At 71.2% G+C, this 25,274-nt stretch carries 19 protein-coding genes; 9 read left to right on the top strand and 10 right to left on the bottom strand.

What is annotated here, in order from left to right; translation table 11 throughout:
• Positions 1-26: 26 nt before the first annotated feature.
• Entirely contained in the window at positions 27-1,127 is a 1,101-nt protein-coding gene (gene nicT / locus ABT118_RS15895) for a Nickel transporter NicT (protein ID WP_350668892.1), read from the bottom strand.
• A gap of 235 nt (positions 1,128-1,362) precedes the next feature.
• Here nicT and ABT118_RS15890 point away from each other — a divergent pair, with 235 nt between their 5' ends.
• Positions 1,363-2,850, top strand: a complete 1,488-nt coding sequence (locus tag ABT118_RS15890; RefSeq protein WP_350668891.1) for a peptide MFS transporter — start codon at positions 1,363-1,365, stop codon at positions 2,848-2,850.
• A gap of 11 nt (positions 2,851-2,861) precedes the next feature.
• On the top strand, positions 2,862-4,892 hold the full coding sequence (locus ABT118_RS15885; RefSeq protein WP_350668890.1) for a CocE/NonD family hydrolase: 2,031 nt from the start codon (positions 2,862-2,864) through the stop codon (positions 4,890-4,892).
• Positions 4,893-4,918: 26 nt separating this feature from the next.
• Here the strand turns inward: ABT118_RS15885 and ABT118_RS15880 are convergent, their stop codons facing one another.
• Positions 4,919-5,161 (bottom strand): acyl carrier protein, encoded by a 243-nt coding sequence (locus tag ABT118_RS15880; protein WP_350668889.1) that lies wholly within the window; start codon positions 5,159-5,161, stop codon positions 4,919-4,921.
• 53 nt (positions 5,162-5,214) lie between these two features.
• Positions 5,215-6,072 (bottom strand): class-II aminoacyl-tRNA synthetase family protein, encoded by an 858-nt coding sequence (locus ABT118_RS15875; RefSeq protein ID WP_350668887.1) that lies wholly within the window; start codon positions 6,070-6,072, stop codon positions 5,215-5,217.
• Between the two features lie 379 nt (positions 6,073-6,451).
• Here ABT118_RS15875 and ABT118_RS15870 point away from each other — a divergent pair, with 379 nt between their 5' ends.
• From ABT118_RS15870 to ABT118_RS15855, 4 genes are read left to right on the top strand one after another with little or no spacing between them, the layout of a single operon-like run.
• Entirely contained in the window at positions 6,452-7,540 is a 1,089-nt protein-coding gene (locus tag ABT118_RS15870) for a phytanoyl-CoA dioxygenase family protein (protein ID WP_350668884.1), read from the top strand.
• On the top strand, positions 7,522-8,844 hold the full coding sequence (locus ABT118_RS15865) for a DUF6271 family protein (RefSeq protein WP_350668882.1): 1,323 nt from the start codon (positions 7,522-7,524) through the stop codon (positions 8,842-8,844). The genes ABT118_RS15870 and ABT118_RS15865 overlap by 19 nt, the downstream gene beginning before the upstream one ends.
• Positions 8,841-10,568 (top strand): condensation domain-containing protein, encoded by a 1,728-nt coding sequence (locus ABT118_RS15860; RefSeq protein WP_350668881.1) that lies wholly within the window; start codon positions 8,841-8,843, stop codon positions 10,566-10,568. The genes ABT118_RS15865 and ABT118_RS15860 overlap by 4 nt, the downstream gene beginning before the upstream one ends.
• The gene (locus tag ABT118_RS15855) at positions 10,558-11,814 is read left to right on the top strand and encodes an MFS transporter (protein WP_350668880.1); all 1,257 of its coding nucleotides are present in this window, start codon (positions 10,558-10,560) and stop codon (positions 11,812-11,814) included. The genes ABT118_RS15860 and ABT118_RS15855 overlap by 11 nt, the downstream gene beginning before the upstream one ends.
• Before the next feature lie 29 nt (positions 11,815-11,843).
• On the opposite strand, the gene ABT118_RS15850 is transcribed toward ABT118_RS15855, so the two are convergent.
• The 4 genes from ABT118_RS15850 to ABT118_RS15835 all read right to left on the bottom strand — a co-directional run bounded on the left by ABT118_RS15850 (position 11,844) and on the right by ABT118_RS15835 (position 16,444).
• Positions 11,844-13,181, bottom strand: coding sequence for a GH1 family beta-glucosidase (locus ABT118_RS15850; protein ID WP_350668879.1), 1,338 nt, complete (start codon positions 13,179-13,181; stop codon positions 11,844-11,846).
• 20 nt (positions 13,182-13,201) lie between these two features.
• On the bottom strand, positions 13,202-14,044 hold the full coding sequence (locus tag ABT118_RS15845) for a carbohydrate ABC transporter permease (RefSeq protein WP_350668878.1): 843 nt from the start codon (positions 14,042-14,044) through the stop codon (positions 13,202-13,204).
• Positions 14,037-14,969 (bottom strand): carbohydrate ABC transporter permease, encoded by a 933-nt coding sequence (locus ABT118_RS15840; RefSeq protein WP_350668877.1) that lies wholly within the window; start codon positions 14,967-14,969, stop codon positions 14,037-14,039. Before ABT118_RS15840 ends, ABT118_RS15845 begins: the two co-directional genes overlap by 8 nt.
• Positions 14,970-15,133: 164 nt before the next feature.
• Positions 15,134-16,444: an ABC transporter substrate-binding protein gene (locus tag ABT118_RS15835; RefSeq protein WP_350668875.1), complete on the bottom strand. Its 1,311-nt coding sequence runs from the start codon at positions 16,442-16,444 to the stop codon at positions 15,134-15,136.
• A 145-nt stretch (positions 16,445-16,589) separates the two neighbouring features.
• On the opposite strand from ABT118_RS15835, the gene ABT118_RS15830 reads away from it, so the two are divergent.
• Positions 16,590-17,810 (top strand): ROK family transcriptional regulator, encoded by a 1,221-nt coding sequence (locus tag ABT118_RS15830; protein WP_350668872.1) that lies wholly within the window; start codon positions 16,590-16,592, stop codon positions 17,808-17,810.
• Positions 17,811-18,097: 287 nt separating this feature from the next.
• The gene (locus ABT118_RS15825; protein WP_502884560.1) at positions 18,098-20,659 is read left to right on the top strand and encodes a pectate lyase-like domain-containing protein; all 2,562 of its coding nucleotides are present in this window, start codon (positions 18,098-18,100) and stop codon (positions 20,657-20,659) included.
• A 46-nt stretch (positions 20,660-20,705) separates the two neighbouring features.
• Here ABT118_RS15825 and ABT118_RS15820 read toward each other — a convergent pair whose 3' ends face one another.
• Genes ABT118_RS15820 through ABT118_RS15810 form a run of 3 tightly spaced genes read right to left on the bottom strand, consistent with a single transcriptional unit; the run spans position 20,706 to position 24,007 of the window.
• Entirely contained in the window at positions 20,706-22,043 is a 1,338-nt protein-coding gene (locus ABT118_RS15820) for an acyltransferase (RefSeq protein WP_350668871.1), read from the bottom strand.
• Between the two features lie 45 nt (positions 22,044-22,088).
• Complete coding sequence (locus ABT118_RS15815; RefSeq protein WP_350668870.1) at positions 22,089-22,940, bottom strand: polysaccharide deacetylase family protein; 852 nt, start codon at positions 22,938-22,940, stop codon at positions 22,089-22,091.
• Positions 22,941-22,990: 50 nt separating this feature from the next.
• Entirely contained in the window at positions 22,991-24,007 is a 1,017-nt protein-coding gene (locus tag ABT118_RS15810; RefSeq protein WP_350668868.1) for a LacI family DNA-binding transcriptional regulator, read from the bottom strand.
• Positions 24,008-24,107: 100 nt separating this feature from the next.
• On the opposite strand from ABT118_RS15810, the gene ABT118_RS15805 reads away from it, so the two are divergent.
• Positions 24,108-25,226, top strand: a complete 1,119-nt coding sequence (locus tag ABT118_RS15805) for an alpha/beta hydrolase (protein ID WP_350668865.1) — start codon at positions 24,108-24,110, stop codon at positions 25,224-25,226.
• Positions 25,227-25,274 lie beyond the last annotated feature (48 nt).

The following is a 25,274-nucleotide window of genomic DNA, read 5'->3' as shown; positions in this document are numbered from 1 at the left end:
GCGCCGAGGGGGGTGTTGAGGGGGCGTCAGTCCCGGACGGCGCTCTTCTCCAGACCGGCCGACCAGCGCTCCTCGACGTTGCCGAGCTTCCAGTACCCGACCGCCGCGGCCCAGGTCAGCACGAACAGGCCGACGATCGCGTACCCGACCATGTCGAGCTCGATCGAGCCGACCCAGGCCACCGGGCCCGAGGTGATGTCGAGCTTCTCGCCGAGCAGGCCGACCAGCTCGATGGTGCCGATCACCAGCGCGACCACGACCGAGAGGCCGGTGACGGTGAGGTTGTAGTAGATCTTGCGGACCGGCTTGGAGAAGGCCCACTCGTAGGCGAAGTTCATGAACGAGCCGTCGATCGTGTCCAGCAGGCTCATGCCCGCCGCGAACAGCACCGGCAGCACCAGCAGCGCGTACCAGGGCAGCTGGAAGGCGGCCGCACCGCCGGCCAGCACCAGCAGCGAGACCTCGGTGGCGGTGTCGAAGCCGAGGCCGAAGAGCAGGCCGACGGGGTACATGTGCCAGGACTTGGTGACGGCCTTGGTGACCCGGCCGAGGATCCGGTTCATGAAGCCGCGCTTGTCGAGCTGGCGCTCCAGCTCCTCCTCGTCGAACTCGCCCTGCCGCATCTTGCGGAAGACCTTGAGGATGCCGTTGAAGGCCCCCAGGTTGATCAGGCCGATCAGGACCAGGAACACACCGGAGACGCTGACGCCGATCAGGCCGGTCAGGTCGTGCAGGGTGGAGTCGTCCGACTCGACCTGCCCGGCCAGCGACTGGATGCCGAAGGCGAGCAGCGCGCACAGGCCGAACACGATCGAGGAGTGCCCGAGCGAGAACCAGAAGCCGACCGAGAGCGGCCGCTGCCCCTGGCCCATCAGCTTGCGGGTGGTGTTGTCGATCGCCGCGATGTGGTCCGCGTCGAAGGCGTGCCGCATGCCGAGGGTGTAGGCGGTGAGGCCCATCCCGACCCCGAACACCTGGCCGCCGACGTCGTACTGCGCCGGGGCGACCACCGCGATCAGGGTGAACCACCCGATCACGTGCAGTGCCAGGACGAAGCCGCCCATCCCGGCCAGCCGGACCCACTCCTCGCGGGTGAGCCGGTCACGCAGTCTGACGGGCGAAGCCATGCGGCAGTCCTCCGGTAATAGGTCGTACGGGATGCCCGGTGGGTTGAGCGGGCGGGGCTCATCCTTCCCCCTCCGGGCCCGTAGTTGCAAGCGATTCGCAATTGCGGGGCCCCGGCGCACAGGAGCGCTCGGGTCGCCCTGACGGCACCACAGCTCACATTCCGTCAGGAAATAGGGGTAAAAGTCATCTATTGTCTGATTCGGTGATCATCAGGACCGACCGGAGGCAGCCCCCTTGCTGAACAGCGCCGATACCGAGAGCCGGGACGCCGCCCGCCTCGACCACTCCTTCTTCGGTCACCCGCGCGGCCTGCTCACCCTCTCCGGCCTGGAGGTGTGGGAGCGCTTCTCGTTCCTCGGCATGCAGGCCATCCTGGTGCTCTACTTCGCCGACTCGGTCGCCAACGGCGGCCTCGGCATGACCCAGGGCACCGCCGCCTCGGTGGTCTCCGCCTACGGCACCCTGGTCTACCTCACCTCGGTGGTCGGCGGCTGGGTGGCCGACCGGATGCTCGGCTCCTACCGGGCCGTGCTCTACGGCGGGGTGCTGATCGGCTGCGGGCACTACGCGATGTCGGTGCCCACCGCGACCATGACCTGGGTCGGCCTCGGCCTGATCGTGATCGGCACCGGCTTCCTGAAGCCGAACGCGGCCACCCTGGTCGGCGGCCTCTACGCCACCGACGACGAGCGCCGGGACGCGGGCTTCGCCCTCTACTACATGGCGATCAACATCGGCGCCTTCGCCGGCCCGCTGGTCAGCGGCTGGCTCGGCCAGAACAAGGGCTGGCACTGGGGCTTCTCCGCCGCCGCGATCGGGATGACCTTCGGCGTGATCCAGTACGTGCTGGGCCGCTCCACCCTGCACCGCGACCGCGGCCCGGTGCACCCGCTCACCCCCACCGAACGCTCCCGCTGGGTCGGCCGGTCGGTGGCCGCCGTCCTCCTGGTCGCCGCCGCCGGGGTGCTGCTGAACCTCGCGGGCTGGCTCACCATGGACCGCGCCGTCGACCTGATCACGCTGGTCTCGGTGCTGGCCCCGATCGCCTACTTCGCGGTGATGTTCCGCAGCCCCGAGGTGACCGCCGAGGAGCGCGGCCGACTGCGGCCGTACGTGATGCTGTTCCTGGCCTCGGTGGTCTTCAACCTGGTGCTGTTCTCCTCCTACACCACGCTCGCCCTGCTCGCGGTGGACCACGTGGACAACAGCATCTTCGGCTGGCACTTCCCGTCCAGCTGGTGGACCTCCATCCTGGGCGCGATCGAGGTGCTGCTCGCCCCGGTGATCGCCGCGCTCTGGGTCCGGCTGGGCGACCGGCAGCCGCACGCCTCCCGGAAGATCGCCTACTCGCTGTTCGCGGCCGGCGCCTCGTTCCTGGTCCTGGTCCCCGCCACCGCCGGCAAGAGCGGCGACTACCGGATCGCCGGGCTCTGGCTGCTCGGCTGCTACCTGTTCATGGGCACCGGCGACATCCTGCTGGAGACCACCGGGATGTCCGCCACCAGCAAACTGGCACCCCGTCACTTCGCCAGCCAGACCATGGCGGTCTGGTTCCTCTCGCTCGCCCTCTCCCAGGGCATCGCCGCCCAGCTGACCAAGCTCTACGGCGAGATCTCCGACTCGCTCTACTACGGCTCGCTCGGCCTGGTCGCCGTGGTCGCCGGCATCGCCCTCCACCTCGCACTCCCCTGGATGCGCCGCACCATGCACCCCGTCCACTAGGAGGTCCCGCCATGCAGCACCCCGACCGCTACCCCTACGGGACCACCCGCGAGGACCTGCGCATCCCGCTGGCCGACGGCACCGAGCTGTACGCCCGGATCTGGCGCCCCGTCACCGACCAGCCGGTGCCCGCCCTGCTGGAGTACCTGCCGTACCGGCTCAGTGACTGGACGGCGCCGCGCGACGCCCAGCGCCACCCCTGGTACGCGGGCCACGGCTACGCCTCGGTCCGGGTCGACATCCGGGGCCACGGCAACTCCGGCGGGCTGCCCGGCGACGAGTACTCCGCGCAGGAGCTGGCGGACGGCGTCGCGGTGGTGGAGTGGCTGGCCGCCCAGCCCTGGTGCAGCGGGCGGGTCGGCATGTTCGGGATCTCCTGGGGCGGCTTCAACAGCCTGCAGATCGCGGCGCTCGCACCCCCGGCGCTCCAGGCCGTGGTCACGGTCTGCTCCACCGACGACCGCTACGACAACGACGTGCACTACTTCGGCGGCTCGCTGCTCGCCGTCGACATGCACGCCTGGTCCGCCACCATGCTCGCGTTCGCCGGCCGGCCGCCGGACCCGAAGTACGTCGGCGACGACTGGCGCCGGATGTGGCTCGAACGGCTGGAGGCCGTCGACCCGTTCATCCACCCCTGGCTCTCGCACCAGACCCGGGACGACTACTGGCGGCACGGCAGCGTCTGCGAGGACTACGGCGCGATCAAGGCCGCCGTGCTCGCGGTCGGCGGCTGGGCCGATCCCTACCGGGACACCGTGCTGCGGCTGGTCGAGCACCTGGACGCACCCGTCCGCGGCATCATCGGCCCCTGGTCGCACCAGTACCCCGACCGCGGCCTGCCGCCCGGCCCCGCCATCGGCTTCCTGCAGGAGACCCTGCGCTGGTGGGACCACTGGCTGAAGGACCTCGACACCGGGGTGATGGCGGAGCCGGCGCTGCGCAGCTGGATGAACGAGTCGGTGCCGCCCGCCACCCACTACGCCAACCGCCCCGGCCGCTGGGTCGGCGAGGAGGCCTGGCCCTCGCCGGACGTGCGCGAGATCCACTACGGCCTGGCCGACGCGCTGCGCACCGCCGGCACCTCTTCGCCGGACCGCTTCGTGCAGGTCCGTTCGCCCCAGCACACCGGTGTGGACGCCGGGCGGTTCTTCCCCTTCGGCAACGCCTCCGACCTGCCGCCCGACCAGCGCGAGGAGGACGGGCGCTCGGTCTGCTTCGACTCGCAGCCGCTGCCGGAGCCGGTGGAGGTGCTCGGGCGGGCCTCGCTCCGGCTGCGGGTGCGCTGCCACGCCCGGCGCGGGCAGGTGGCCGCCCGGCTCTGCGACGTCACCCCCGACGGCTCCTCCACCCTGGTCACCCGGGGCGTGCTCAACCTGACCGCCCGCCGGGGCCGGGACCGGGTGGTCGAGTGGACGCCGGGCGAGGTGGAGGAGGTCGAGTTCGAGCTGGTCTCGATCGCCCACGCCTTCCCGCCCGGCCACCGGATCCGGCTCGCCCTCTCGTCCGCCTACTGGCCCTGGATCTGGCCCCAGCCCGAGGCCGCCGGCTTCGAGCTGGACCCCGGCCACAGCGCCCTCGCCCTGCCGGTCCGTCACCTGGCCGCCGACGCGGGCTCCGCACCGATCACCTTCGAGCCCCCCGAGCAGTCCGCCGGCCTCGATGTCCGGTACACCGAGCCGCTCACCGCCCGGCCCGAACGCCAGGTCCTGCGCGACGTCGCCACCGGCGAATGGCGGCTGGAGGTCGACCCCAACTACGGCGGCTCCCGCCGCTACCCCGACGGCCTGGTCTTCGACGAGCAGGCGCTGGAGTCCTACCGCATCCTCAGCGACTCCCCCCTCTCCGCCGCCACCCGCTCCGACTGGACCGTCCGCCTCCAACGCCCCGACCTCGGCTGGGACGTGACGGTCCGCACCCGCTCCGAGATCAGCTGCGACGCCACCCACTTCACCACCCGCAACCGCCTCACCGCCCTGGAGGCCGGCGACGTCGTCTTCGACCGCGACTGGGAGCGCCGGATCCCGCGTACCGCCTCCTGACCCCGGCCGGCCCGGGATCCCGGTGGCTACCCGGCCTGAGCGGGGGCCGGGGTGAGGAAGCGCTGCTGCACCCGGTCGAGCGTGCGGAAGTCGTCGATGGTGACCTCCTGGAGGTCGATCTCGCTGCCGGAGATCTGCTCCAGCAGGCTGATGAACTCCAGGAAGTCCATCGAGTCGATCAGGCGGGCCTCGATCAGGTCCTCCTCGGTGCCGATCGGGCCGTCGAGGCCGGGATTCTTCTCGTGCAGCCAGCTGACGATTCGTTCCATGACGGGTCGTTCTCCTTGTCGCGCGGATGAGGTGGACGGGGTGGACCGCAGGGTCAGGTCCGGATGCCGCGGAGCTGCTGCAGGGCCCGCTCGGGAGTGCCGTGGGTGAGGATCATCGCGTGCACCCAGCGCTCGACGCCGAAGGCGACGCAGCTGCTGAACACCGGCCCCTGGGCGCCGGCCCGGATCCGCAGCCGCTCGCCGAAGAAGTTGCGGTGCCGGTTGACCGAGGCGATGGCGGTGCCGTCGGGGGCGCTGAACTCGTGCTTGACCGGGTCCAGTGATATCAGCCGCGCCCTGGCGCCGCCCTTGTCGTAGAACGGGTCGTCGGCCGCCGCCCTGGTCAGCGTCAGGCCGAGCCGCCCGGCCAGCCCCTGGACGAACTCCCCACCCCGTTCCAGGTGTTCGACCGCACCTTCCCGGCTGCCGAGGTAGAGCACCTCCCGCATGGTGAAGCCCCACAGCCGCCGCAGACCGTCGTAATGGGACTCGTTGCGGAAGCAGCGGCCGGTCGCGGACAGCCGCAGCCCGCCGACGCCGATGTCCTGGCCCTCCAGCGAGAGCAGCAGGCCGTAGCAGGTGGCGGACGGCAGCAGGTAGCCGGTCGGATCGAGCGGCAGCCCGGTCGGCGCCGTACCGACGGCCAGCCCGTCGAAGCTCTCCGGGGCGAACTTCCCTGCAGAGACGCCGAGATGGGGGAAGTTGCGGAAGTAGTCCAGCCGCGCCAGCCCCTCCGCCGGGAGCAGCGGCGGGCCCACCACCTCGGGTGCGGACAGCTGCGCCGCCAGGCCGGTGAGCAGCCGGTCGAGACCGTGCAGCAGGGCGGTGCGGACCGGGTCGAGCGGGACCAGCCCCGCGCCCGGGCTCCGCAGGCCGATGTCGGGCAGGGCTGTACCGGTGGCTGTGCTCATGAAAGCGGTTCCCCCTCAGGAAAGAACGGACCGAAAAGAAGCCGGCCGAATGGCGGTGAATTCACTACGGCACCCGGCGGCGAGCAAGAAGAACGGCCTTTGGTGCAACCGTCGTTGGCCGAAGCGCGGCGAGAACGCGGGCTGATGCCCCGTCAGAACGGAGTCGCAATCCGACCCTAGGACAGCCGACGGAGGAATGTCCAGAGCGGACGAACACTACTGGCGAGTTCTCTCCGAAGGACATTTATATGTATGGCAGAGAGACAATTCCCGGAATTGACACGGCACTTGACAACTCTGATGGCCTAGACCAATCCTGCTGTGCGGTTCGTGCTCACTACCGAACTCCCTTCCGCCGCCCGCCGTTCGAAGGATCGCCATGCAACCGTCCGCCCCAACCCGGCGCGCCCACCTGTTCCGGGCCGCCACCGACCGTCCGTACTTCAGCGCAGACGGCGAGTCCTATCTCGCCCAGACCACGCTGCGGGAGTTGACGAAGTCGCGGCCGTTGAGGGTGCTGTCCGAGGAGGACTTCGCCCACTGGCAGACCTACGGCTACGTGATCGTGCGCCGAGCGATCCCGGCGGAGACGGCGCAGCGCCTGCTGGACTTCACCTGGGACTTCCAGGGGCTGGACCCGGACCGGCCCGAGAGCTGGTACGAAGACCGGCCGCTCCGTTCGGAGTTGGACCAGCAGCTGCTCATCTACGGCTTCGTCGAGGCGTACCACCACCAGCTGCTCTGGGACAACCGGATGGCGCAGCGCGTCTACGACGCCTTCGTCGACGTCTGGGACTGCGAGGAGCTCTGGGTCACCCTGGACCGCCTCAACCTCAACCCGCCCAACGTCCGGAACCGCGACCGCGCCCTGATCGAGCGCACCGACAAGGGCTTCGACATCGAGCTGCACTGGGACATCGACACCACCCTCGGCGTCCCGCCGCAGCGGGTCCAGGGCATCATCGCGCTGAACCACACCCGGGCGGAGACCGGCGGCTTCCAGTGCGACCCCGAGCTGTTCCGGCAGTTCGAGCAGTGGAAGATCGCCCAGCCGGCCGGCCGCGACCCGCTCCGTCCCGCCGTGGACCGCGACGTACTCCCGGTCGTCCGGCCCGAGTTGAACCCCGGCGACCTGCTGATCTGGAACGGCCTGCTCGCCCACGGTGTCGCGCGCAACCTGTCCGAGCGCGGGGTGCGGGCGGTCCAGTACCTGTCGATGATGCCGGCGCTGGAGGAGCACGAGCAGCTGCGGCGGTCCCGGGTCGACTCCTGGCGCCACCTGCGCACCCCGCGCTGGAACCGGACCCTGGTCGGCGACCCCGTCCTGCACGAGTCCAAGCGCTACCCGACGGCCGAACTCGACTCCCTGGGCAGCCGCCTGCTCGGTCTCACCTCCTGGCACGACCCGGTCGGGACCCCCGCGGCCGGCGAGCAGAGCGGAGCGTCCTCGTGCGCCGTGTCTGTCTGACCCTCCCCACCGACCGGGCCTGCGCAGAGACCATCGCGGCCACCGCGGCCGAAGCGGCGTACGGCGCCCGGCGGTTCGGGGTCGAGGTGCACCTGCTGATCCTGGACACCTCCGACGCCGAGACGCTGGCCGGGCACCGGAAGGCGGTCGCCGCGCTCGCCCCGGCGCCCGGCGTGGTCGTGCACCACCTCGACGGGGCCCAACAGCGAGCCTTCCTCCGGCAGGTGATCGGCCGGTCCGGGGTCGCCGAGGCCGACCGGGTGCTCGACCTGATGCTGCCGACCGGGGTGTCCTACGGCGCCTGCACCAACCGCGCCTTCCTGTTCGCCCAGCACCTGGGCTGCACCTCGGTGCACCGCCGGGACTCCGACAGCCGCTACCAGGAGCTGGACCGCAGGCCGGTCCACCCGATCAGGCACGAACTCGCCGCGCTGGGCCGCCCGGCCGCCGAGGTGGCACCGCTGATGAGCCGCAGCAGGCTGGCACCGGCGCACGCGCACCGGCCGGTGGCCATGGTCGGCGGCTCCTTCGTCGGCGAGATGTCGGTGGACCTCGAGGAGATCAACCGGCTCGATCCCGAGGTCTACCGCGAGGTGGTCGGCCTGTCGATCCCGACCGGCTGTCCGGAGATCTGGCGCAACAACCTGATCGCGGAGTCGTTCCGGGGCGCCGGGGCGGCCGAGTTCCTCGGCGACCACACGACGCTCACCCATGTCAGCCCGAACCAGGTCGACATGTGCAACATCGCCTTCGGCCGGGAGGTGTACGGCCGACTCCCGCTGCCGCCCGCCACCGACACCATCGGCAGCGACTACTTCCTGATCAACCTGGTGCACCGGGCGCAGCTGCCCGGCGTCCTGCACAACCGGCACATCGTCAACTACCACACCGGCGAACGCCGTACCGACCGCGGCTTCCTCGCCTACCAGGTCCGGCTGGCCAAGTTCTTCCTCGCCACGCCGTACCTCGACGCCGTGTACACCCGCCTGGCCGGGGTCGGTGCGGCCCTGCTCGATGCCGAGGGCCTGGTCCGCGCCGAGCTGGTGGCCGGGTTCGTCCGGGACAGTGTCCGGCTGGACCGGACCGGGAACGCCGACCGGCTCGAGGTGCTCGACCGCTGCTACCGCCGGCTCGGCGGCCGGTACACCGCCGCCGCCGACCTGCTCGCCGCCCGCCGCGAGGAGCTGCTCGACCGGGCGGCCCGGGACATGGCGGACTACGCCCTGCTGATCGACGCCTGGGCGGCCCTGACCCGCTCCCGGGTTCTTCAGCCGACTGCTCCGCGAGTGGGCGTGACTCCTTGACCTCGACGAACACCTTCACCGTGACCGCCGGTTACTCGGGCGGTGCGGAACGCCGGGGCCCGGTCACGATCGGCCAGGCCAACATGATCCGCTGCATCCTGCGGGACGATCCGGTCCACATCAACATCCACGACGTCTGGCCGGTCCCGGCCGGCACCCGGCTGGAGTCGGTGGTCGAGGCCCTGCGCACACTGGTGCTCCGGCACGAGGCGCTGCGGACCACCTTCGCGCTCGGCCCCGACGGCCTGCACAGCGAGCAAGTGGTGGCGGCGGAAGGCGAGTTCACGCTCACCGTGGTCGACCACCAGGTGCTCCCCGAGGACTCCTGGCGGTACGCCGAGTCGGTGGCCCGCCAGGCCCGGCACGGCCGGTTCCGGCTGGACCGCGAGTTCCCGCTCCGGCTCACCGTCATCACCGCGGCCGGTGCGCCCACCTACACCGTGCTGGCGGCGAGTCACGCCGTGGCCGACGCCGGTGCCATCGCCGTCCTCCGGGAGGAGTGGCTCGCGCTGCTGGCCGGCCGGGAGCTGCCGCCGCTCACCGCGCTCACCCCGATCGAGCTCGCGGCCGCGGAGGCGACCCCGGAGGGCCAGCGCAAGTCGCAGTCCTCACTGCGGCATTGGGAGCAGATCATCCGGACCGGGCCGCAGGCCGTGTTCGCGGAGCCGGGCGCCGAGGGGGTCGAGGGCAAGCACCCGCAGCTCACCCTCCGCTCCCGGCGGGCCGCCCTGGCCCTGGCCCGGGCCGCCCGGCGCACCGGCTCCCCGCCCGCCACCGTGCTGCTGACGGCCTGGTGCACGCTGATCGGCCACCGGGCCGGCCAGACCTCCTGCGTGGTGGCCGTGCCGACGTCCAACCGGTTCCAGGCGGGGCTGGCCCGCACGGTGGGCACCCTGTCCCAGGACGCGCTGCTCCGGCTCGACCTGGCGGTGCCGTCGTTCGACGCGCTGCTGCGAAAGGCCTGGGGTGCCGCGCTCAACGCCTACCGGCACAGCACCTTCGACTCGGTCCGCCTGTGGGAGATGATCGACCGGACCACCTTCGAACGCGGCAGCAGCTTCGCCCGCGACGTGGTCTTCAACGATGTCAGCGCGCTCCCCGCCACCCTGGTCTCGACGGCCGACTGGGACCGCGCCGAACCCGAGCTGGAGCTGAGCTGGGGGCCGGACCAGGTGCTGCCGACCCGGGTGCTGGCGTTCGCGTACCAGCACGATCCGCTGCTGCACCTCAGCATCTGGGCCGACCCCGCGCTGTTCACCCGGGAGGAGGCCGAGAACTTCCTGCTCGGCCTGGTCCGCCTGCTGGAGGCGGTCGGCACCGTGGACGTGCCGTTCGACTCGCTCACCGGGCTGACCGGGGTCCGCCCGGCCGAGCGCGGTGCCGACTGGACCGGGGTGGACGGCTGCTGGGTCTCGCCACCCGCCGTGGCCCGCGCGCTCGGCACCGCACTCGGCGGGCTGCCGGTGCACGTCACGGCCGACGATCCGGTCGGGCCGGACGGCGGCCCCGGTCTCACCGCGTACATCGCGGCGGGCGACACCGTGCTGACGCCGGCCGGGGCGCACACCGCACTGATGAAGGCCCTCCCGGGCCGTCCCGGGGTGCTGGCCCCGCACCGCTACGTCATCGTCCAGGACCCCCCGGCCGGAGCCGGCACCTGGGCGCAGCAGCAGGTCCTCGTGGAAGGGAACGGCCGGGAGCGGCCGGTTGGACATGACGATTGACGACATCACGGCCCGTCAGGAGCCGGCGGCGCCGGCGGCCCTCCCCAGCCCCTGGCGGTCGGCCCACTTCCGGCTGTTCTTCACCGCCCGCAGTGCCTCGCTGCTGGCCGACGGCATGCTGATGGTCTCGCTCACCACCGCCGTGGTGGGCGCCGGCTACGGCGCCAGCGGGGTCGGCTACGCGCTCGCCGCCTGGATGGCCCCGGTCGTCCTGCTGGTGCTGTTCGGCGGCGTGCTGGCCGACCGGTTCACCCCGCAGGTGATGATGGTCGGCGCCGACGCGGTGCGGATGGCGGCCATGCTCACGCTCTCGGTGCTGCTGTTCACCACCGACCTCCGGCTCTGGCAGGTGATGGCGCTGCTGGCGCTCAGCGGCGCGGCGACCGCGATGTTCCAGCCCGGACTGGCCAGCGTCGTGCCGCAGGTCGCCCAGGACATCCAGGCGGCCAACGCGCTGCTGCGGATCTCCGAGGCGGTCTGCACCCTGCTGGGCCCCGGGCTGGCCGGACTGCTGGTGGCCTGCTGGGACGTGGAGTACTCCTTCCTCGCCATCGCCCTGGCCTTCGCGGTCAGCGCGCTGGGCCTGGCACCGCTGCGCGGGCTGGCCACCCCGCAGGAGAGCAACGGCGAGCCGATCTGGCGCCGACTGGCCACCGGGTGGCAGGAGTTCAGGGCCCGGTCCTGGCTGTGGGGCGTGATCCTGGTCTGGTCGGTCTACGGCCTGTTCGTGTTCGGCCCGTCCGTCCCGCTGGGGGCGGTGCTGCTGACCGAGCAGCACGGCGCCGGCGGATACGGCTGGATCGCCGCGGCGGACGGCGCCGGCACCATCCTCGGCGGGCTGCTCGGCCTACGGGTCCGGCCCCGGCGTCCGCTGGTCGCGGGCGCCGTCGCGATGCTCCTGTTCGCCCTCAACCCGCTTGCCCCTGCCCTGGGTTGGAACTTCGCGCTGACCGCCTGCACCGGCGTGCTGGCGGGCTGCGGCTTCGCCTTCTGGGGCGTGATGTGGGCGACCAGCGTGCAGACCCACATCCCGCTCGCCGTGCTGAGCCGGGTCTCCGCCTACGACGTGGCCGGCTCCATCATGGTCATCCCGCTCGGCCGCGCCCTGTCGGGCCCGGTCGCCGAAGCGGTCGGCGCCGACCGGGTGCTGGTCTTCGCCGCGGTGATGTCCGTCCTCTGCCTCGGCGCCATGCTCGGCCTGCCCGCCGTCCGGCGGCTCGGCCGGGAGAGCCCTCAGGGGGCCTGATCGGTGATCAGGCCCCCTGAGTCGGTGGGTCAGCGGCTGCGGTGGCTGCGGATCAGCTCCGCGTACCGGTGGCCGCTGGTCTTCACCGTGCGCTGCTGGGTCTCGTAGTCGACGTGGACCAGACCGAAGCGCTTGTCGTAGCCGTACGCCCACTCGAAGTTGTCCAGCAGCGACCAGGCGAAGTAGCCCGCCAGCGGGGCGCCCTGGGCGACCGCGCGGGCGCAGGCGGCCAGGTGCTGCTCGAAGTAGGCGGTGCGCTCCGGGTCGTGGACGGCGCCGTCGGCGGTCACGGTGTCCTGGTAGGCGGAGCCGTTCTCGGTGACGTAGATCTTCTGGACGCCGTACTCCTGGGAGAGCCGGAGGATCAGCTGCTCCAAGCCAGGGCCGTGCACCTCCCAGTCCATCGCGGTGTGCTCGGCGTTCGGGCCGCGGACCTGGCGGAAGCCGGGGGCCGAGACGGTCGGGTCGTCCTCGACGAACTGGCGGAAGTAGTAGTTCAGTCCGATCCAGTCCAGCGGGGCGCCGATCAGGTCGAGGTCGCCGTCCTGGACCGGCAGGTCGACGCCGTAGAGCTTGACCATGTCCTCGGGGTAGCCCCGGCCCAGCACCGGGTCCAGCCACCAGCGGTTGATGTGGCCGTCGGCGCGGACGGCGGCCGCCCGGTCCTCCTCGCGGTCGGAGGCGGCCTCGATCGGGCTGAGGTTGTTCACGATGCCGATCTGCGCGCCGGGGATCGCGGCCCGCAGCGCCTGCACGGCCAGGCCGTGGCCCAGGTGCAGGTGGTACGAGGCCCGGACGGCGGTGGCCAGGTCGGTGATGCCCGGGGCCATCTTGCCGTCCAGGTGGCCGATCCAGGCCGAGCAGAGCGGCTCGTTCAGGGTGGCCCAGTGGGTGATCCGGTCACCGAGGCGGTCGGCCACCACGGCGGCGTACTCGCCGAACCGCTCGGCGGTCTCCCGCACGGCCCAGCCGCCCCGGTCCTGCTGCGCCTGCGGCAGGTCCCAGTGGTACAGGGTCGGGAAGGGGGTGATCCCGCGCTCCAGCAGGGAGTCGGTGAGGCGGTCGTAGAAGGCCAGGCCGGCCTCGTTCACCCGGCCGTCGGCGAGCGGCACCACCCGGGGCCACGCGATCGAGAACCGGTAGGCGCCCAGGCCGAGTTGCTCGGCCAGGCCGAGGTCCTCGGGCCAGCGCCGGTAGTGGTCGCACGCCACGTCGCCGGTGTCGCCGTTGTCCACCTTGCCGGGGGTGTGGGAGAAGGTGTCCCAGATCGAGGGCGCCCGGCCGTCCTCGTTCACCGCGCCCTCGATCTGGTAGGCGGCGGTCGCCGCGCCCCAGAGGAAGTCGTCGGGGAGAGCACTGAGATCCATCGTCTGCCTTTCGAAGAGGGTCACTTGACGGCCCCGGCGGTGAGTCCGGCGACCAGGTAGCGCTGCAGGAGCAGGAATCCGGCGACCACCGGCACGCTCACCACGAGGGAGGCGGCCATCACCTGGTTCCAGTACACGTCGTTCTGGGTGGCATAGCCCTGGAGCCCGACCGACAGGGTGCGGGTGGTCTCGTTGGTCATCACCGAGGCGAACAGCACCTCGCCCCAGGCGGTCATGAAGGCGTACACGCTGACCGCGACGATCCCGGGGGTGGCGGCCGGCACCACGATCCGCACCAGGGTGCGCAGCGGACCGCACCCGTCCACGGCCGCGGCCTCGTCCAAGTCCCGTGGAATGGAGTCGAAGTAGCCGACCAGCATCCAGATCGAGAACGGCAGCGAGAAGGTCAGGTAGGTCAGGATCAGCCCGCCCCGGCTGCCGTACAGCGCGACGCCGGTGGCGTTCCCGATGTTCACGAAGATCAGGAACAGCGGCAGCAGGAACAGGATGCCGGGGAACATCTGGGTGGAGAGCACCGTGACGGTGAACAGCTTCCGCCCGCGGAACCGGTACCGGCTCACCCCGTAGGCCGCGAAGATCGCGATCAGCACCGAGAGCACCGTCGCACTGATCGACACGATCAGCGAGTTGACGAAGTAGTCGGCCAGCGGAACGGTGCTCCAGATGTCCAGGTACGGACGGAACGTCAGCTCGCTGGGGAACCACCGGAACGGTCCCTGCACGTCCTGCAGCGGCTTCAGCGAGGAACTGACCATCACCAGCACGGGCGTGAGGGTGAAGACGGTCAGCAGGGTGAGGAAGATCCGGCGGGTCCAGAGGAAGGACCGGGGCGGCTTAAGCATCGGCGTCCCTCCGGCGCGAGGTGAAGAAGAGGTAGAGAGCAGTCACCAGGAGCAGGAAGAGCAGCAGCAGGACCGACATGGCCGAGCCGGCGCCGAAGTTCCAGGTGACGAAGGACGACTGGTAGATGTGGATGGAGATCAGGTCGGCCTGCTCCGGTGCGGACTTCCCGAACAGCACGTAGGGCGTGTTGAAGTCGTTGAAGGTCCACAGGAACAGCACCAGCACCAGCACCTGGTTGACCGGGCGGAGCGAGGGCAGGGTGATCTTCCGCAGCTGCTGCCAGACCCCGGCCCCGTCCATCGCCGCCGCCTCGTACAGCTCGCGCGGGATGTTCTGCAGGCCGGCCATCAGGGTGAGGAAGGCGAACGGCCAGGTCTTCCAGACCGCCACCACCACCAGGGCGGTGAAGCTGTTCTCGCCGATCAGCCAGAACGGCTTCTCGTCCAGCAGGTGCAGCTGGTCCACCAGCAGGTGGTTGATCAGGCCGGTGTCCCGCTGGAACATGAAGGACCAGGTGATCACCGCCGCGTACACCGGCAGGGCGTACGGGACCAGGAAGAGCGTGCGCAGCAGCCCCCGGCCCCGGAACGACTCCTGCAGGAAGACTGCCGCCGCCGTCCCCAGCAGCCAGGAGAACCCGACTGCCAGGGCGGTGAACAGACAGGTGACCCAGAACGAGTTCAGCAGCGACTGGCCGATCGGGGCGGAGAAGTCCACCGACACGCGGTAGTTGTCGAAGCCGGACCAGGGAGCGGCCGACCAGTCCCGGATGTAGAACTGGGTGAGCTGTTTGAAGCTCATCACCATGCCGACCACCATCGGGACCAGGTGGATCAGCAACTCCAGGGCGAGCGCCGGGAGCAGGAGCAGGTAGGGCAGGCCGATGCGCCCAAGTTTCGAACGGCCAAGTCGCTGTCGAGTCATGGCAAAGGGCCTCTGACGGTTGGGGGGTGGGTGAAGGAGCGGCGCCCGGGCCGAGTCCGGGCGGCGCCGACGAAGAAGTAGCAGCGGAGCTTCGGCGACTGAGGAGAAGCCGTCCGGGGGAGAGCCCGGGCGTCGCGACGCCGCCCCCCGACCGCCAGCGGCCCTTAGGCCGGCATCTGCTGCTGGGCCTTGGTGAGCTCCGCCTTCACGGACTCCTCGGTGACCGGCTTGCCGGCGGCGGCAGCGGCCAGCAGGTTCTTCACCGCCGTGCCCACCAGGGTCTCGAACTGGCTCTCGTTGGCGACCTGCGGCAGCGGGGCCGCGCTGGTGGCCAGCACCTCGGAGAGGGTCTTCAGCTCGGGGGTGGCGAAGGCCGGGTCGGCCTGGGCGTCCTTGACCGGCGGGATCGAGCCGTAGGTCTTGTTGAGCTGGACCTGCTCGTCCTTGCTGGTCATGAACTTCACGAACTGCAGCGCACCGTCGGTGTTCTTGCTGTTCTTGAAGACCGCCAGGTTGATGCCCGCGACCATCGAGCTGGTGGCCTTGCCACCGGTGGCACCGGCGGGCAGCGGGATCGGCGCGACCGCGTAGTCGTCCGGGTTCATGCCGTGCGACTTGAGCGAGGCACCGGCGGCCTGCCACATCAGCATCGCGGCCTTGCCGCTGGCGAAGTCGGTGACCGACTGGTTGGCCGCGTACTCGGCGTTGCCGGGGGCCGCGATCTTGTCCTTGGCGATGAAGTCGACGTACTGCTTGATCGCCGCGACCGCCTCGGGGGTGGCGAAGGCGGGCTTGCCGGCCGCGTCGAACCAGTCCGTGCCGTGCTGCTTGCCGAAGGCGAAGGCGTGGTGGACGTTCTCCGAGACGTTGCCGCCCTCGATCGCCAGGCCGTACTTGCCGTCCTTGGTCAGCTTCTGGCCGTCCGCGACCAGCTCGTCCCAGGTGGCCGGGGGCTTGCTGATGCCGGCCGCGTCGAACAGCTTCTTGTTGTAGTACAGGCCGTACGCCATCGAGTAGAGCGGCACCGCGGCCGGGGCCTTGCCGGCCGCACCGGCCGAGGCGATGGTCGACGGCAGGAAGCGGTCCTTGCCGCCGATCTTGCCGAAGGCGGCGTCGTCGAACGGCAGCAGCGCGCCGGTGGCCTGCAGCGAGGCGGACCAGGTGTTGCCGATGTTCAGCACGTCGGGGCCCTGGCCGGAGGCGGTGGCGGCCAGGATCCGGTTCAGCAGGTCGGACCAGGGCACGACCTCCAGCTTCACCTTGATGCCGGTCTGCGCCTCGAACTTTCTCAGCTCCGGTTCGAGGACCTGCTTGTCGTTCTCCAGGCTCGTGCCCTGGTTGCTCGCCCAGTAGGTGAGAGTCTTGGGGCTGCTGTTGTCGCCGCCTCCGGAAGTCGAACCGCCGCCGCAGGCGGAGGCGGTCAGGGTGAGGACGGAAACCAGGGCGGTGGCCGCAGCAAGACGGTTGATGCGCATGACCGTGTCCCTCTCGGACGAGTGGGTGGGGATGGGGGGTGAAGTTGCCAGCTCTGATGCTTACTTCGGACCGTGATTTAACGTGTGAGAAAAGCTGGCGTCAAGAGTCTGTGCAGCGATAGATTCGGATCAGGAGGGAGACAAGATGGCAGAGCGAGGCAAGCAGACCGTCCGTGACCTGCGACGGGGCAGTCGATCCACCCTGTTGCATCGGTTGTATTTCGAAGGTCCGCTGAGCAGACAGGAGTTGGGCCGGATCAGCGGACTGAGCGGCGGATCGGTCAGCAACGTGGTGGGCGAACTGATCTCGGACGGCCTGGTCGAGGAGTGCGGATCGGTCGAATCGGACGGCGGGCGGCCCCGGATCCTGCTCCAGGTGACGCCCGACCGGGCCCACCTGATCGGGGTGGACGTCGGCGAGACCCAGGTCCGGGTCGCACTGTTCGACCTGGCCCTGACCGAGCTGGCCGCGAGCGACCACCCGCTCTCCGACCACGGCCACGACGTCGACCACGTGGTCGAGCTGATGCTCACCGGGATCGGCGAGGTGCTGGAACGCACCGGCATCGAGGAGTCCCAGGTGCTGGGCGTGGGCGTGGGCGTCCCCGGCATCGTCGAACAGGGCGACCCGGGCGAGGACGGCCTCGGCATCGTGGTGCACAGCCAGACCGTCGACTGGGACGCCGTCCCGCTCGGCCGGCTGCTGCGGGCCGGCACCAAGCTGCCGCTGTACGTGGACAACGGCGCCAAGACGCTCGGCCAGGCCGAGATGTGGTTCGGCGCGGGCCAGGGCGCCCGGCACGCCGTGGTCGCGCTCTTCGGCTCCGGTGTCGGCGCCTGCGTGATCGCCGACGGCTCCCGCTTCCGGGGCGCCACCAGCAGCGCGGGCGAGTGGGGGCACACCAAGGTGCACGTGGGCGGGCGGCTCTGCCGCTGCGGCTCCCGGGGCTGCCTGGAGGCCTACGTCGGCGCGGAGGCGCTGGTGGAGCGCTGGGGCGAGGCGCCGCCCGGCAGTTCGGAGAAGGAGGGCCTGGCGGCCCTGCTCGCCGCCGCCGAACGTGACGAAGCCTCGGCCGTCTCGCTGCTGGCCGAGTCCGCCGAGTACTTCGGCGCGGCCATCGCCGACCTGGTCAACCTGTTCAACCCGGAGCGGATCATCATCGGCGGCTGGGCCGGCCTGCTGCTCGGCCCCCGCCTGCTGCCTGCCATCCAGGACGCAGCCACCTCGTACGCGCTGCGCTTCCCGCGTGAGCAGACCTCGATCGAACTCGGCCGCCTCGGCCCGGACGCCGTCACCGTCGGCGCCGCCACCCTCCCGCTGTCCCGCTTCCTGGACTCGGGCGGAGACATCTCGGCCCGCCCCTGAGCCGCACCGCCAGGGGCTCGGGGAACGGCGGGGCAGCCTCCGGAACGCTGCGCCAACGTGGCTGGTCAGGCCCGGTCCGCCGACCCGATCACCCGGCGACACCGCCGTTCCCCCAGCCCCTGGACCGGGCGGCCCCGGCAGCGGCAGAACGCTCACCAAGCCCTTGACAGCCGGAGTTTGAGCCCCCCACACTCCCCTCGGGGAGCGCTCTCCGAGATATTCCGACGGCGCGTCAGTCCGCCGCTGCGCCTCCCCCACCCCCACCCCACCCAGCGCAGGAGAAGCCCGTGAGGCTCACTTCGGCACGCGGTATTGCCGCGACCACCACCACCCTGGCCCTGCTCTCCGGAGCAGTGCTGGCCCTACCCGGCGCCACCGCCAACGCAGCAGACACGCTCATCTCGCAGGGCAAGACCGTCACCGCCTCCTCCACCGAGAACGGCGGCACCGGCGCCGGTCTCGCCGTCGACGGCAACAACGGCACCCGCTGGTCCTCCGCCGCAACGGACCAGCAGTGGCTCCAGGTCGACCTGGGCGCCACCGCCACCATCAGCAAGGTGGTGCTCAACTGGGAAGCCGCGTACGGGAAGTCGTACCAGCTCCAGACCTCGGCCGACGGCTCCAGCTGGACCACCGTCTACAGCACCACCACCGGCACCGGCGGCCTGGAGACGATCAACGTCACCGGTTCCGGACGGTACGTCAGAATGAACGGCATCACCCGGGGCACCGGCTACGGCTACTCGCTCTGGGAGTTCCAGGTCTTCGGCACCACCGGCGCCACACCCCCGACCTGTGGCACCGCCAACGCCGCCCAGGGCAAGCCGACCACCGCCTCCTCCACCGAGAACGGCGGCACCGGCGCGGCCCTGGCCACCGACGGCAACGCCGGCACCCGCTGGGCCTCCGCCGCCAGCGACCCGCAGTGGCTCCAGGTCGACCTCGGCTCGGTCCAGCAGATCTGCCGCGTCGTGCTCAACTGGGAGGCCGCGTACGGGAAGTCGTACCAGCTCCAGACCTCGAACGACGGCTCCAGCTGGACCACCGTCCGTACCACCACCAACGGCACCGGCGGCGTCGAGAGCCTCGACGTCAGCGGCTCCGGCCGGTACGTCCGGATGAACGGCCAGACCCGGGGCACCGGTTACGGCTACTCGCTCTGGGAGTTCCAGGTCAACACCGGCGGCGGCAGCGTCCCGCAGCTCCCGGGCGGCGGCGACCTGGGCCCGAACGTGATCGTCTTCGACCCGTCGACGCCGAACATCCAGGCCAAGCTGGACCAGGTCTTCGCCCAGCAGGAGTCGGCGCAGTTCGGCACCGGCCGTTACCAGTTCCTGTTCAAGCCGGGTACCTACAACAACCTCAACGCGCAGATCGGGTTCTACACCTCGATCTCCGGCCTCGGCCTCTCCCCCGACGACACCAACATCAACGGTGACGTCACGGTCGACGCCGGCTGGTTCAACGGCAACGCCACCCAGAACTTCTGGCGCTCGGCCGAGAACCTCGCGGTCAACCCGGTCAACGGCACCGACCGCTGGGCCGTCTCGCAGGCCGCGCCGTTCCGCCGGATGCACGTCAAGGGCGGCCTCAACCTCGCTCCCAGCGGCTACGGTTGGGCCTCGGGCGGCTACATCGCCGACAGCAAGATCGACGGCTCGGTCGGCAACTACTCGCAGCAGCAGTGGTACACCCGGGACAGCACGATCCAGGGCTTCAGCAACGGCGTCTGGAACCAGGTCTTCTCCGGCGTCCAGGGCGCCCCGGCCGGCGGCGCGTTCCCGAACCCGCCGTACACCACGCTGGACACCACCCCGGTCTCCCGGGAGAAGCCGTTCCTCTACCTGGACGGCAACGAGTACAAGGTCTTCACCCCGGCCAAGCGGACCAACGCCAGCGGCGTCTCCTGGGCGGGCACCCCGCAGGGCAGCTCGATCCCGCTGAGCCAGTTCTACGTGGTGAAGCCCGGTGCGACCGCGGCGACCATCAACGCCGCGCTGGCCCAGGGCCTCAACCTGCTGTTCACGCCCGGCGTCTACCACGTCGACCAGACCATCAACGTGAACCGCGCGGACACCGTGGTGCTCGGCCTCGGCCTGGCCACCATCATCCCGGACAACGGGGTGACCGCGATGAAGGTCGCCGACGTGGACGGGGTCAAGCTCGCGGGCTTCCTGATCGACGCCGGCCCGGTCAACTCGGCCACCCTGCTGGAGGTCGGCCCGGCCAACTCCTCGGCCGACCACGGCGCCAACCCCACCACCGTCCAGGACGTCTTCGTCCGGGTCGGCGGCGCGGGCGCCGGCAAGGCGACCACCGCCGTCGTGGTGAACAGCGACGACGCCATCATCGACCACACCTGGCTGTGGCGCGCCGACCACGGCGAGGGCTGGGGCTGGGACACCAACCGCTCGGACTACGGCCTGGTCGTGAACGGTGACGACGTGCTGGCCACCGGCCTGTTCGTCGAGCACTTCAACAAGTACGACGTGCAGTGGTACGGCAACAACGGCAAGACCATCTTCTTCCAGAACGAGAAGTCCTACGACGCGCCCAACCAGGCGGCCGTGCAGAACGGTTCGGTCCAGGGGTACGCGGCCTACAAGGTCGGTGACAACGTCACCACCCACGAGGGCTGGGGCCTGGGCAGCTACTGCTACTACAACGTGGACCCGACCATCCGTCAGGACCACGGCTTCGAGGCACCGGTGAAGCCGGGCGTGAAGTTCCACGACCTGCTGGTGGTCTCGCTGGGCGGCAACGGCCAGTACAACCACGTGATCAACGACATCGGCGCCCCGACCTCGGGCACCGGCACCACCCCCTCGGTGGTCGTCTCCTACCCGTGACGCACCGCCGGTGGCCCCGGCTCCCCCGGGGCCACCGGCCGGCGCCTCACGCCAGCTTCTTCATCTGCACCGCGAGCTCCGGCAGCCGCTCGTCCGGATCACGGTAACGGTGCAGGGCGGCCCGCCCCTCCTCCCCGCGCAGGCGGGCGGAGAGGCGGGTCGGCAGCACGACGGTGAGCAGGTGGCCGGCACCCGAGAAGCCCTCCACCATCCAGGCCACCCACGGCAGCTGGACACTCGCACCGGGGCTGAAGGCGAGCGGCCGGTGCCCCTCGAACGCCACCTGGTAGACCCCGGCCCGGCTCCAACTGGACAGCGTGAAGGTCTTGTTGGCCGGGTCGAAGCCGAGCGGCACGCACTCCGACAGCCGCTCCCGGCCGACCGAGGCCAGGAAGTCCCGGTTGGTCCGCAGACTCAGGTGCCCGGTGGCGAACCCGTCCACCGCCGACCGGATCTCCCCGGCCAGCTTGGCCGGTTCCCCGACCGGACAGCGCAGCAGCACCTCGCCCAGCAGATTGCCGAGCTGCCCGGCCGGGATGCCCAGGTACCGCCGGACGTTGACCGGCAGCAGCAGGTCGCGCGCCTCGGTGTCCTCGTCCAACTCCCGCACCGTGGTCACCACATGGGCCGCCAGCACGTCGTTGGACGACAGCCGCTGCCCGGTGGCCTCCCCGAACTCCCGCTTCATCGCCGCGACTTCGGCGTCGGTGAAGTAGACCTGGACGGTCCGGTTGGCCCGCGGCGCGGTGCGGAACTCGTGTGCCAGCAGCTCGGCCTCGGCCGGCTCGGGGATCCGGAAGCCGAGCCGCCCGGAGTCCTCGGCCGGGAGCACCGCATCCAGGAACGCCTCCCGGTCGGCGGCGATGCCGACCTCCGGCAGCTCGGCGCCCTCGACCGCGGCCGACCAGGCCTGCATCAGCGTCATGAAGCTCTGCACGTCGCCGATCACGTGGTGCCAGGAGCACCCCAGCGCCGTCCCCCCGTCGGCCAGCCGGCTGACCTTCACGGTGAACAGCGGCGCCTCACCGGACTGGGCCCGGTTCGCCTCGACGTGGTCGACGTAGCCGGAGGAGCCGAGCGTCATCCGGCTCATCGCCTCGGGCAGCGTCTCGGCCGCGTCCGCCGTCACCAGCGGGACCCCGGCGTCCGAGCAGACGATCTCCAGACCCTCCGGTCCGCTCCGCAGCCGGCCGCCGAACAGCGGCACCTGCCGCAGGGCCTCGGCCAGTCCGGCCGCCAGCCGGTCCGGGTCCAGTTCCTGGTCGTAGAAGAACACGACCGAGACCGGGAGTTCGGCCAGCATCGCGTCGGACACCCCGCAGCGGACCACCTCCCCCGACGCGTGTCCGGCATGGATGGTGCGGCTCTGCGCGGCGTTGATCATCGGCCCTCCCGGTGGCTACCGGAACGATAGTGGACTAGACCGGTTTCACCCACCCTTGGAGAGGTGCACGAACTTCACCCCCCGGCCGACCAGCCCGGGCAGCGCGGTCGCGAAGCCCGCCGCCGTCCCGTGGCCCGGCCGGTTGACGTGCGCGATCACCACGTCGCCCGGCCGCACCGCCGCCACCTCGCGGTGGACCTGGGCGGCGGTGAAGGTCGCACCGGCGTCCGCGTTCACGGTGAATCCGGCCACCTGCTCGCCCAGTTCGGCCACGATCCGGGTGGCCACCTCGTCGTAGTGCGCCGTCCCGGAGCGGAAGAACCGGGGTGGACGGCCGAGCAGCGCGGCCAGCGCGGTGTGGTTGGCCATCACCTCGTCGTACACCCCGCCCGCGTCCCGGGTGCCCTCGATGCCGTACGCCGACCGGCCGTTCACCGAGAGCGGGCGGTGCGCGGTGCCGTGGTTGCCGAGCTCGAACAGCGGGTCGGCGGCCAGCTCCCGCAGTACGTCCGGATTCGCCTCGGCCCAGCGGGAGTTGACGAAGAGCGTGGCCGGCACGGCGTACTGCCGGAGCGTACCGACCAGGTCCCGGTCGTACCCGTTGCCGCCGGGGCCGCCGCAGGCGTCGAAGGTGAGCGCCACGCCCTGCCCGCCGGGCAGCCCGCGGACCACACCGGTCACGTCGAGCCCCCACTCGGTGGGCACCGCGCCGCCGTACTCGGCCACCACCGCGTCCCGGCCGGGCGGAGCGACCGGGCCGGGAGGCACCGCCGACGGGGAAGCGGCCTGGGAAGCGGAAGCGGATGGGGACGGCACCGCACTCGGCCCGGCGCCGTCGCAGGAGGCGAGGGCCGCACCCGCCAGCCCGGTCAGCGCCGCCCGCCGCGTCAGTGACATTCCGTCACCCTACGACCGGCCCCGCCCCGGCCCCGGAACGACGCGCAGGGTCAGGCCGACTCCCGCACCACCAGCTCCGGCTCGAACAGCACCGACCCCGGCCCCGCCAGCGGATCGTCGATCCGCTCCAGCAGGATCCTGGTCATCTCGGCCGCCATCTGCTCCACCGGCTGCCGGACCGTGGTGAGCGTGGGCAGCCCGACCGTGGCGGCGCTGCTGTCGTCGAAGCCGATCACCGCGACGTCCTCCGGCACCCGGCGGCCACGCTCGGTGAGCACCGCGACCGCACCGCGCGCCATCAGGTCGTTGGCGGCGAACACGCCGTCCAGGTCCGGGTGTTCGTCGAGCAGCCGCTCCATCGCCCGGACCCCGCTGGCCCGGCCGAAGTCGCCCTCCGCCACCGGGACGTCGCCGAGCACCGCGCGGAAGCCCGCCAGCCGGTCGGCCCCGGCCGAGATCGCCGCCGGGCCCGCGACGGTGACGATCCGTCGGCAGCCCCGGGCCCGCAGGTGCTCGGCGGCCAGCCGGCCGCCGTCCACGTTGCGCAGGTCCACCCAGCTCAGCCGCCCGGGCAGCGGCTCGGCCGGACGGCCGAACAGCACGGTGGGCAGCCCGGCTTCGAGCAGCCGGCCCGGCAGCGGGTCGTCGGCCCGGGTCGAGACCAGCATCGCGCCGTCCGCGTTGCCCTGGCGCAGGTAGGAGAGCACCTGCTCGCGGGCGGCCGGGTCGTCGGCCAGCATCAGCACCGGGTGCACCCCGAGCGGGCGCAGCGCGCCGATCACCCCGCCCACCACCCGCCCGAAGAACGGGTCGGTGAAGATCTCCTCCTGCCCGGCGGAGCTGGAGACCACCAGCGCGACCGCACCCGCGCGCCGGGTCACCAGGGCGCGGGCGGCGGCGTTCGGGACGTACCCGGTGGCAGCCACCGCGTCCCGGACGGTCTGCTGCAGCTCCGGGTCGACGTTGCGGATGTTGTTGATGACCCGCGACACCGTGGACCGGGACACGCCCGCGGCTCGGGCCACATCCTCGAGAGTGGCGGGCCGCCGGGCCAGGGCTTCGCTCATGGGGCCGTTTATAGCACGGGCCCGAAGCGCCGCCCACGCACCGACCGCTCGGCCCGGGGGCCCGACGGACTCTCAGGAACCTCTCATCTACGATCAGCAAGTGCCCAGCCTGACCGGAACCCCGATCCAGATCATCGCCGTCGTCCTCGCGGTGCTCACCTTCCTCGCCACCATGTGGCTCTGGCCGAAACTGGCCGGTCGGGGGTGGAGGTCCTGGACCGGACGCGTCGGCGCCTTCCTGGCCGCCCAGGTCGCCCTGCTGGTCGCGATGGGCCTGGTGGCCAACTCGTACTTCGGCTTCTACACCACCTGGAGCGACCTGCTCGGCACCGACGGCAAGCCCGGCACGGTGGTCGACCAGCAGCCCGGCAAGCCGGTGGCCGTTCAGGGCGAGCAGAAGGTGTACTCCTCGCAGGGCTCCTCCCGGGAGCGCTCGGGCCTGATCCAGCAGGTGGAGATCAAGGGGGCCACGACCGGGATCAGCAGCGCGGCCTACGTCTACCTCCCGCCGCAGTACTTCCAGCCGGGCTTCGCCGAGCGGCGGTTCCCGATGGCCCTGGTGCTGGCCGGGTACCCCGGCTCGGCGGAGAAGCTGATCTCGCTGATGGCGTACCCGGCCTCGGCCCTGGCCGCCGTCGAGGCCGGGAAGCTGCCGCCGACCGTGCTGGTGATGATGCGTCCGACCGTGGTCGGCAACCGGGACACCGAGTGCATCGACATCCCGAACGGGCCGCAGGTGGAGACGTACTTCACCGAGGACCTGCCGAAGGCACTGGCCTCCTCCTACCGGGTCTCGGAGCAGCCGGCCCAGCGGGCCGTGATCGGGAACTCCACCGGTGGCTACTGCGCGCTCAAGTTCGCGCTGCGCAAGCCGGATTCGTACCGGACCGCGATCTCGCTCTCCGGCTACTACAGCGCGCCGCAGGACGCCACCACCGGGGACCTGTTCGGCGGCGACCAGCGGCTGGAGCAGGAGAACGACCTGCTCTGGCGGCTCCGGAACACGCCCCCGCCGGCTGTCTCGCTGCTGCTGGCCACCAGCTACAACGAGTACAACTACCCTGCCACCCAGCAGATGGTGGCCGCGTTCAGGGCACCGACCAAGGTGGCCACCATCACCCTGGACAGCGGCGGCCACAACTTCCACACCTGGACCCGGGAGATCCCGCCCGCGCTGGAGTGGCTCGGGCGGCAGCTGACACCGGTTCAGCCCGTCTGAGCGGCCTTCCGGCCAATTCCTGATCGGGCTCACAGCTGCGGTTCACAG

Origin of the sequence: Kitasatospora sp. NPDC002040, from assembly GCF_040296785.1 — a bacterium.
GTDB lineage: Bacteria > Actinomycetota > Actinomycetes > Streptomycetales > Streptomycetaceae > Kitasatospora.
Note: the sequence above shows the minus strand (reverse complement) of the source record. Positions and strands in the feature narration are given on the sequence as shown.

Coding starts and splice junctions, on each gene's coding strand:
- ABT118_RS15810 (WP_350668868.1), bottom strand. CDS start 24,007: ATGAGCGAAGCCCTGGCCCGGCGGCCCGCCACTCTCGAGGATGTGGCC.
- ABT118_RS15815 (WP_350668870.1), bottom strand. CDS start 22,940: ATGTCACTGACGCGGCGGGCGGCGCTGACCGGGCTGGCGGGTGCGGCC.
- ABT118_RS15820 (WP_350668871.1), bottom strand. CDS start 22,043: ATGATCAACGCCGCGCAGAGCCGCACCATCCATGCCGGACACGCGTCG.
- nicT (WP_350668892.1), bottom strand. CDS start 1,127: ATGGCTTCGCCCGTCAGACTGCGTGACCGGCTCACCCGCGAGGAGTGG.
- ABT118_RS15845 (WP_350668878.1), bottom strand. CDS start 14,044: ATGCTTAAGCCGCCCCGGTCCTTCCTCTGGACCCGCCGGATCTTCCTC.
- ABT118_RS15840 (WP_350668877.1), bottom strand. CDS start 14,969: ATGACTCGACAGCGACTTGGCCGTTCGAAACTTGGGCGCATCGGCCTG.
- ABT118_RS15850 (WP_350668879.1), bottom strand. CDS start 13,181: ATGGATCTCAGTGCTCTCCCCGACGACTTCCTCTGGGGCGCGGCGACC.
- ABT118_RS15885 (WP_350668890.1), top strand. CDS start 2,862: ATGCAGCACCCCGACCGCTACCCCTACGGGACCACCCGCGAGGACCTG.
- ABT118_RS15875 (WP_350668887.1), bottom strand. CDS start 6,072: ATGAGCACAGCCACCGGTACAGCCCTGCCCGACATCGGCCTGCGGAGC.
- ABT118_RS15870 (WP_350668884.1), top strand. CDS start 6,452: ATGCAACCGTCCGCCCCAACCCGGCGCGCCCACCTGTTCCGGGCCGCC.
- ABT118_RS15855 (WP_350668880.1), top strand. CDS start 10,558: ATGACGATTGACGACATCACGGCCCGTCAGGAGCCGGCGGCGCCGGCG.
- ABT118_RS15880 (WP_350668889.1), bottom strand. CDS start 5,161: ATGGAACGAATCGTCAGCTGGCTGCACGAGAAGAATCCCGGCCTCGAC.
- ABT118_RS15830 (WP_350668872.1), top strand. CDS start 16,590: ATGGCAGAGCGAGGCAAGCAGACCGTCCGTGACCTGCGACGGGGCAGT.
- ABT118_RS15835 (WP_350668875.1), bottom strand. CDS start 16,444: ATGCGCATCAACCGTCTTGCTGCGGCCACCGCCCTGGTTTCCGTCCTC.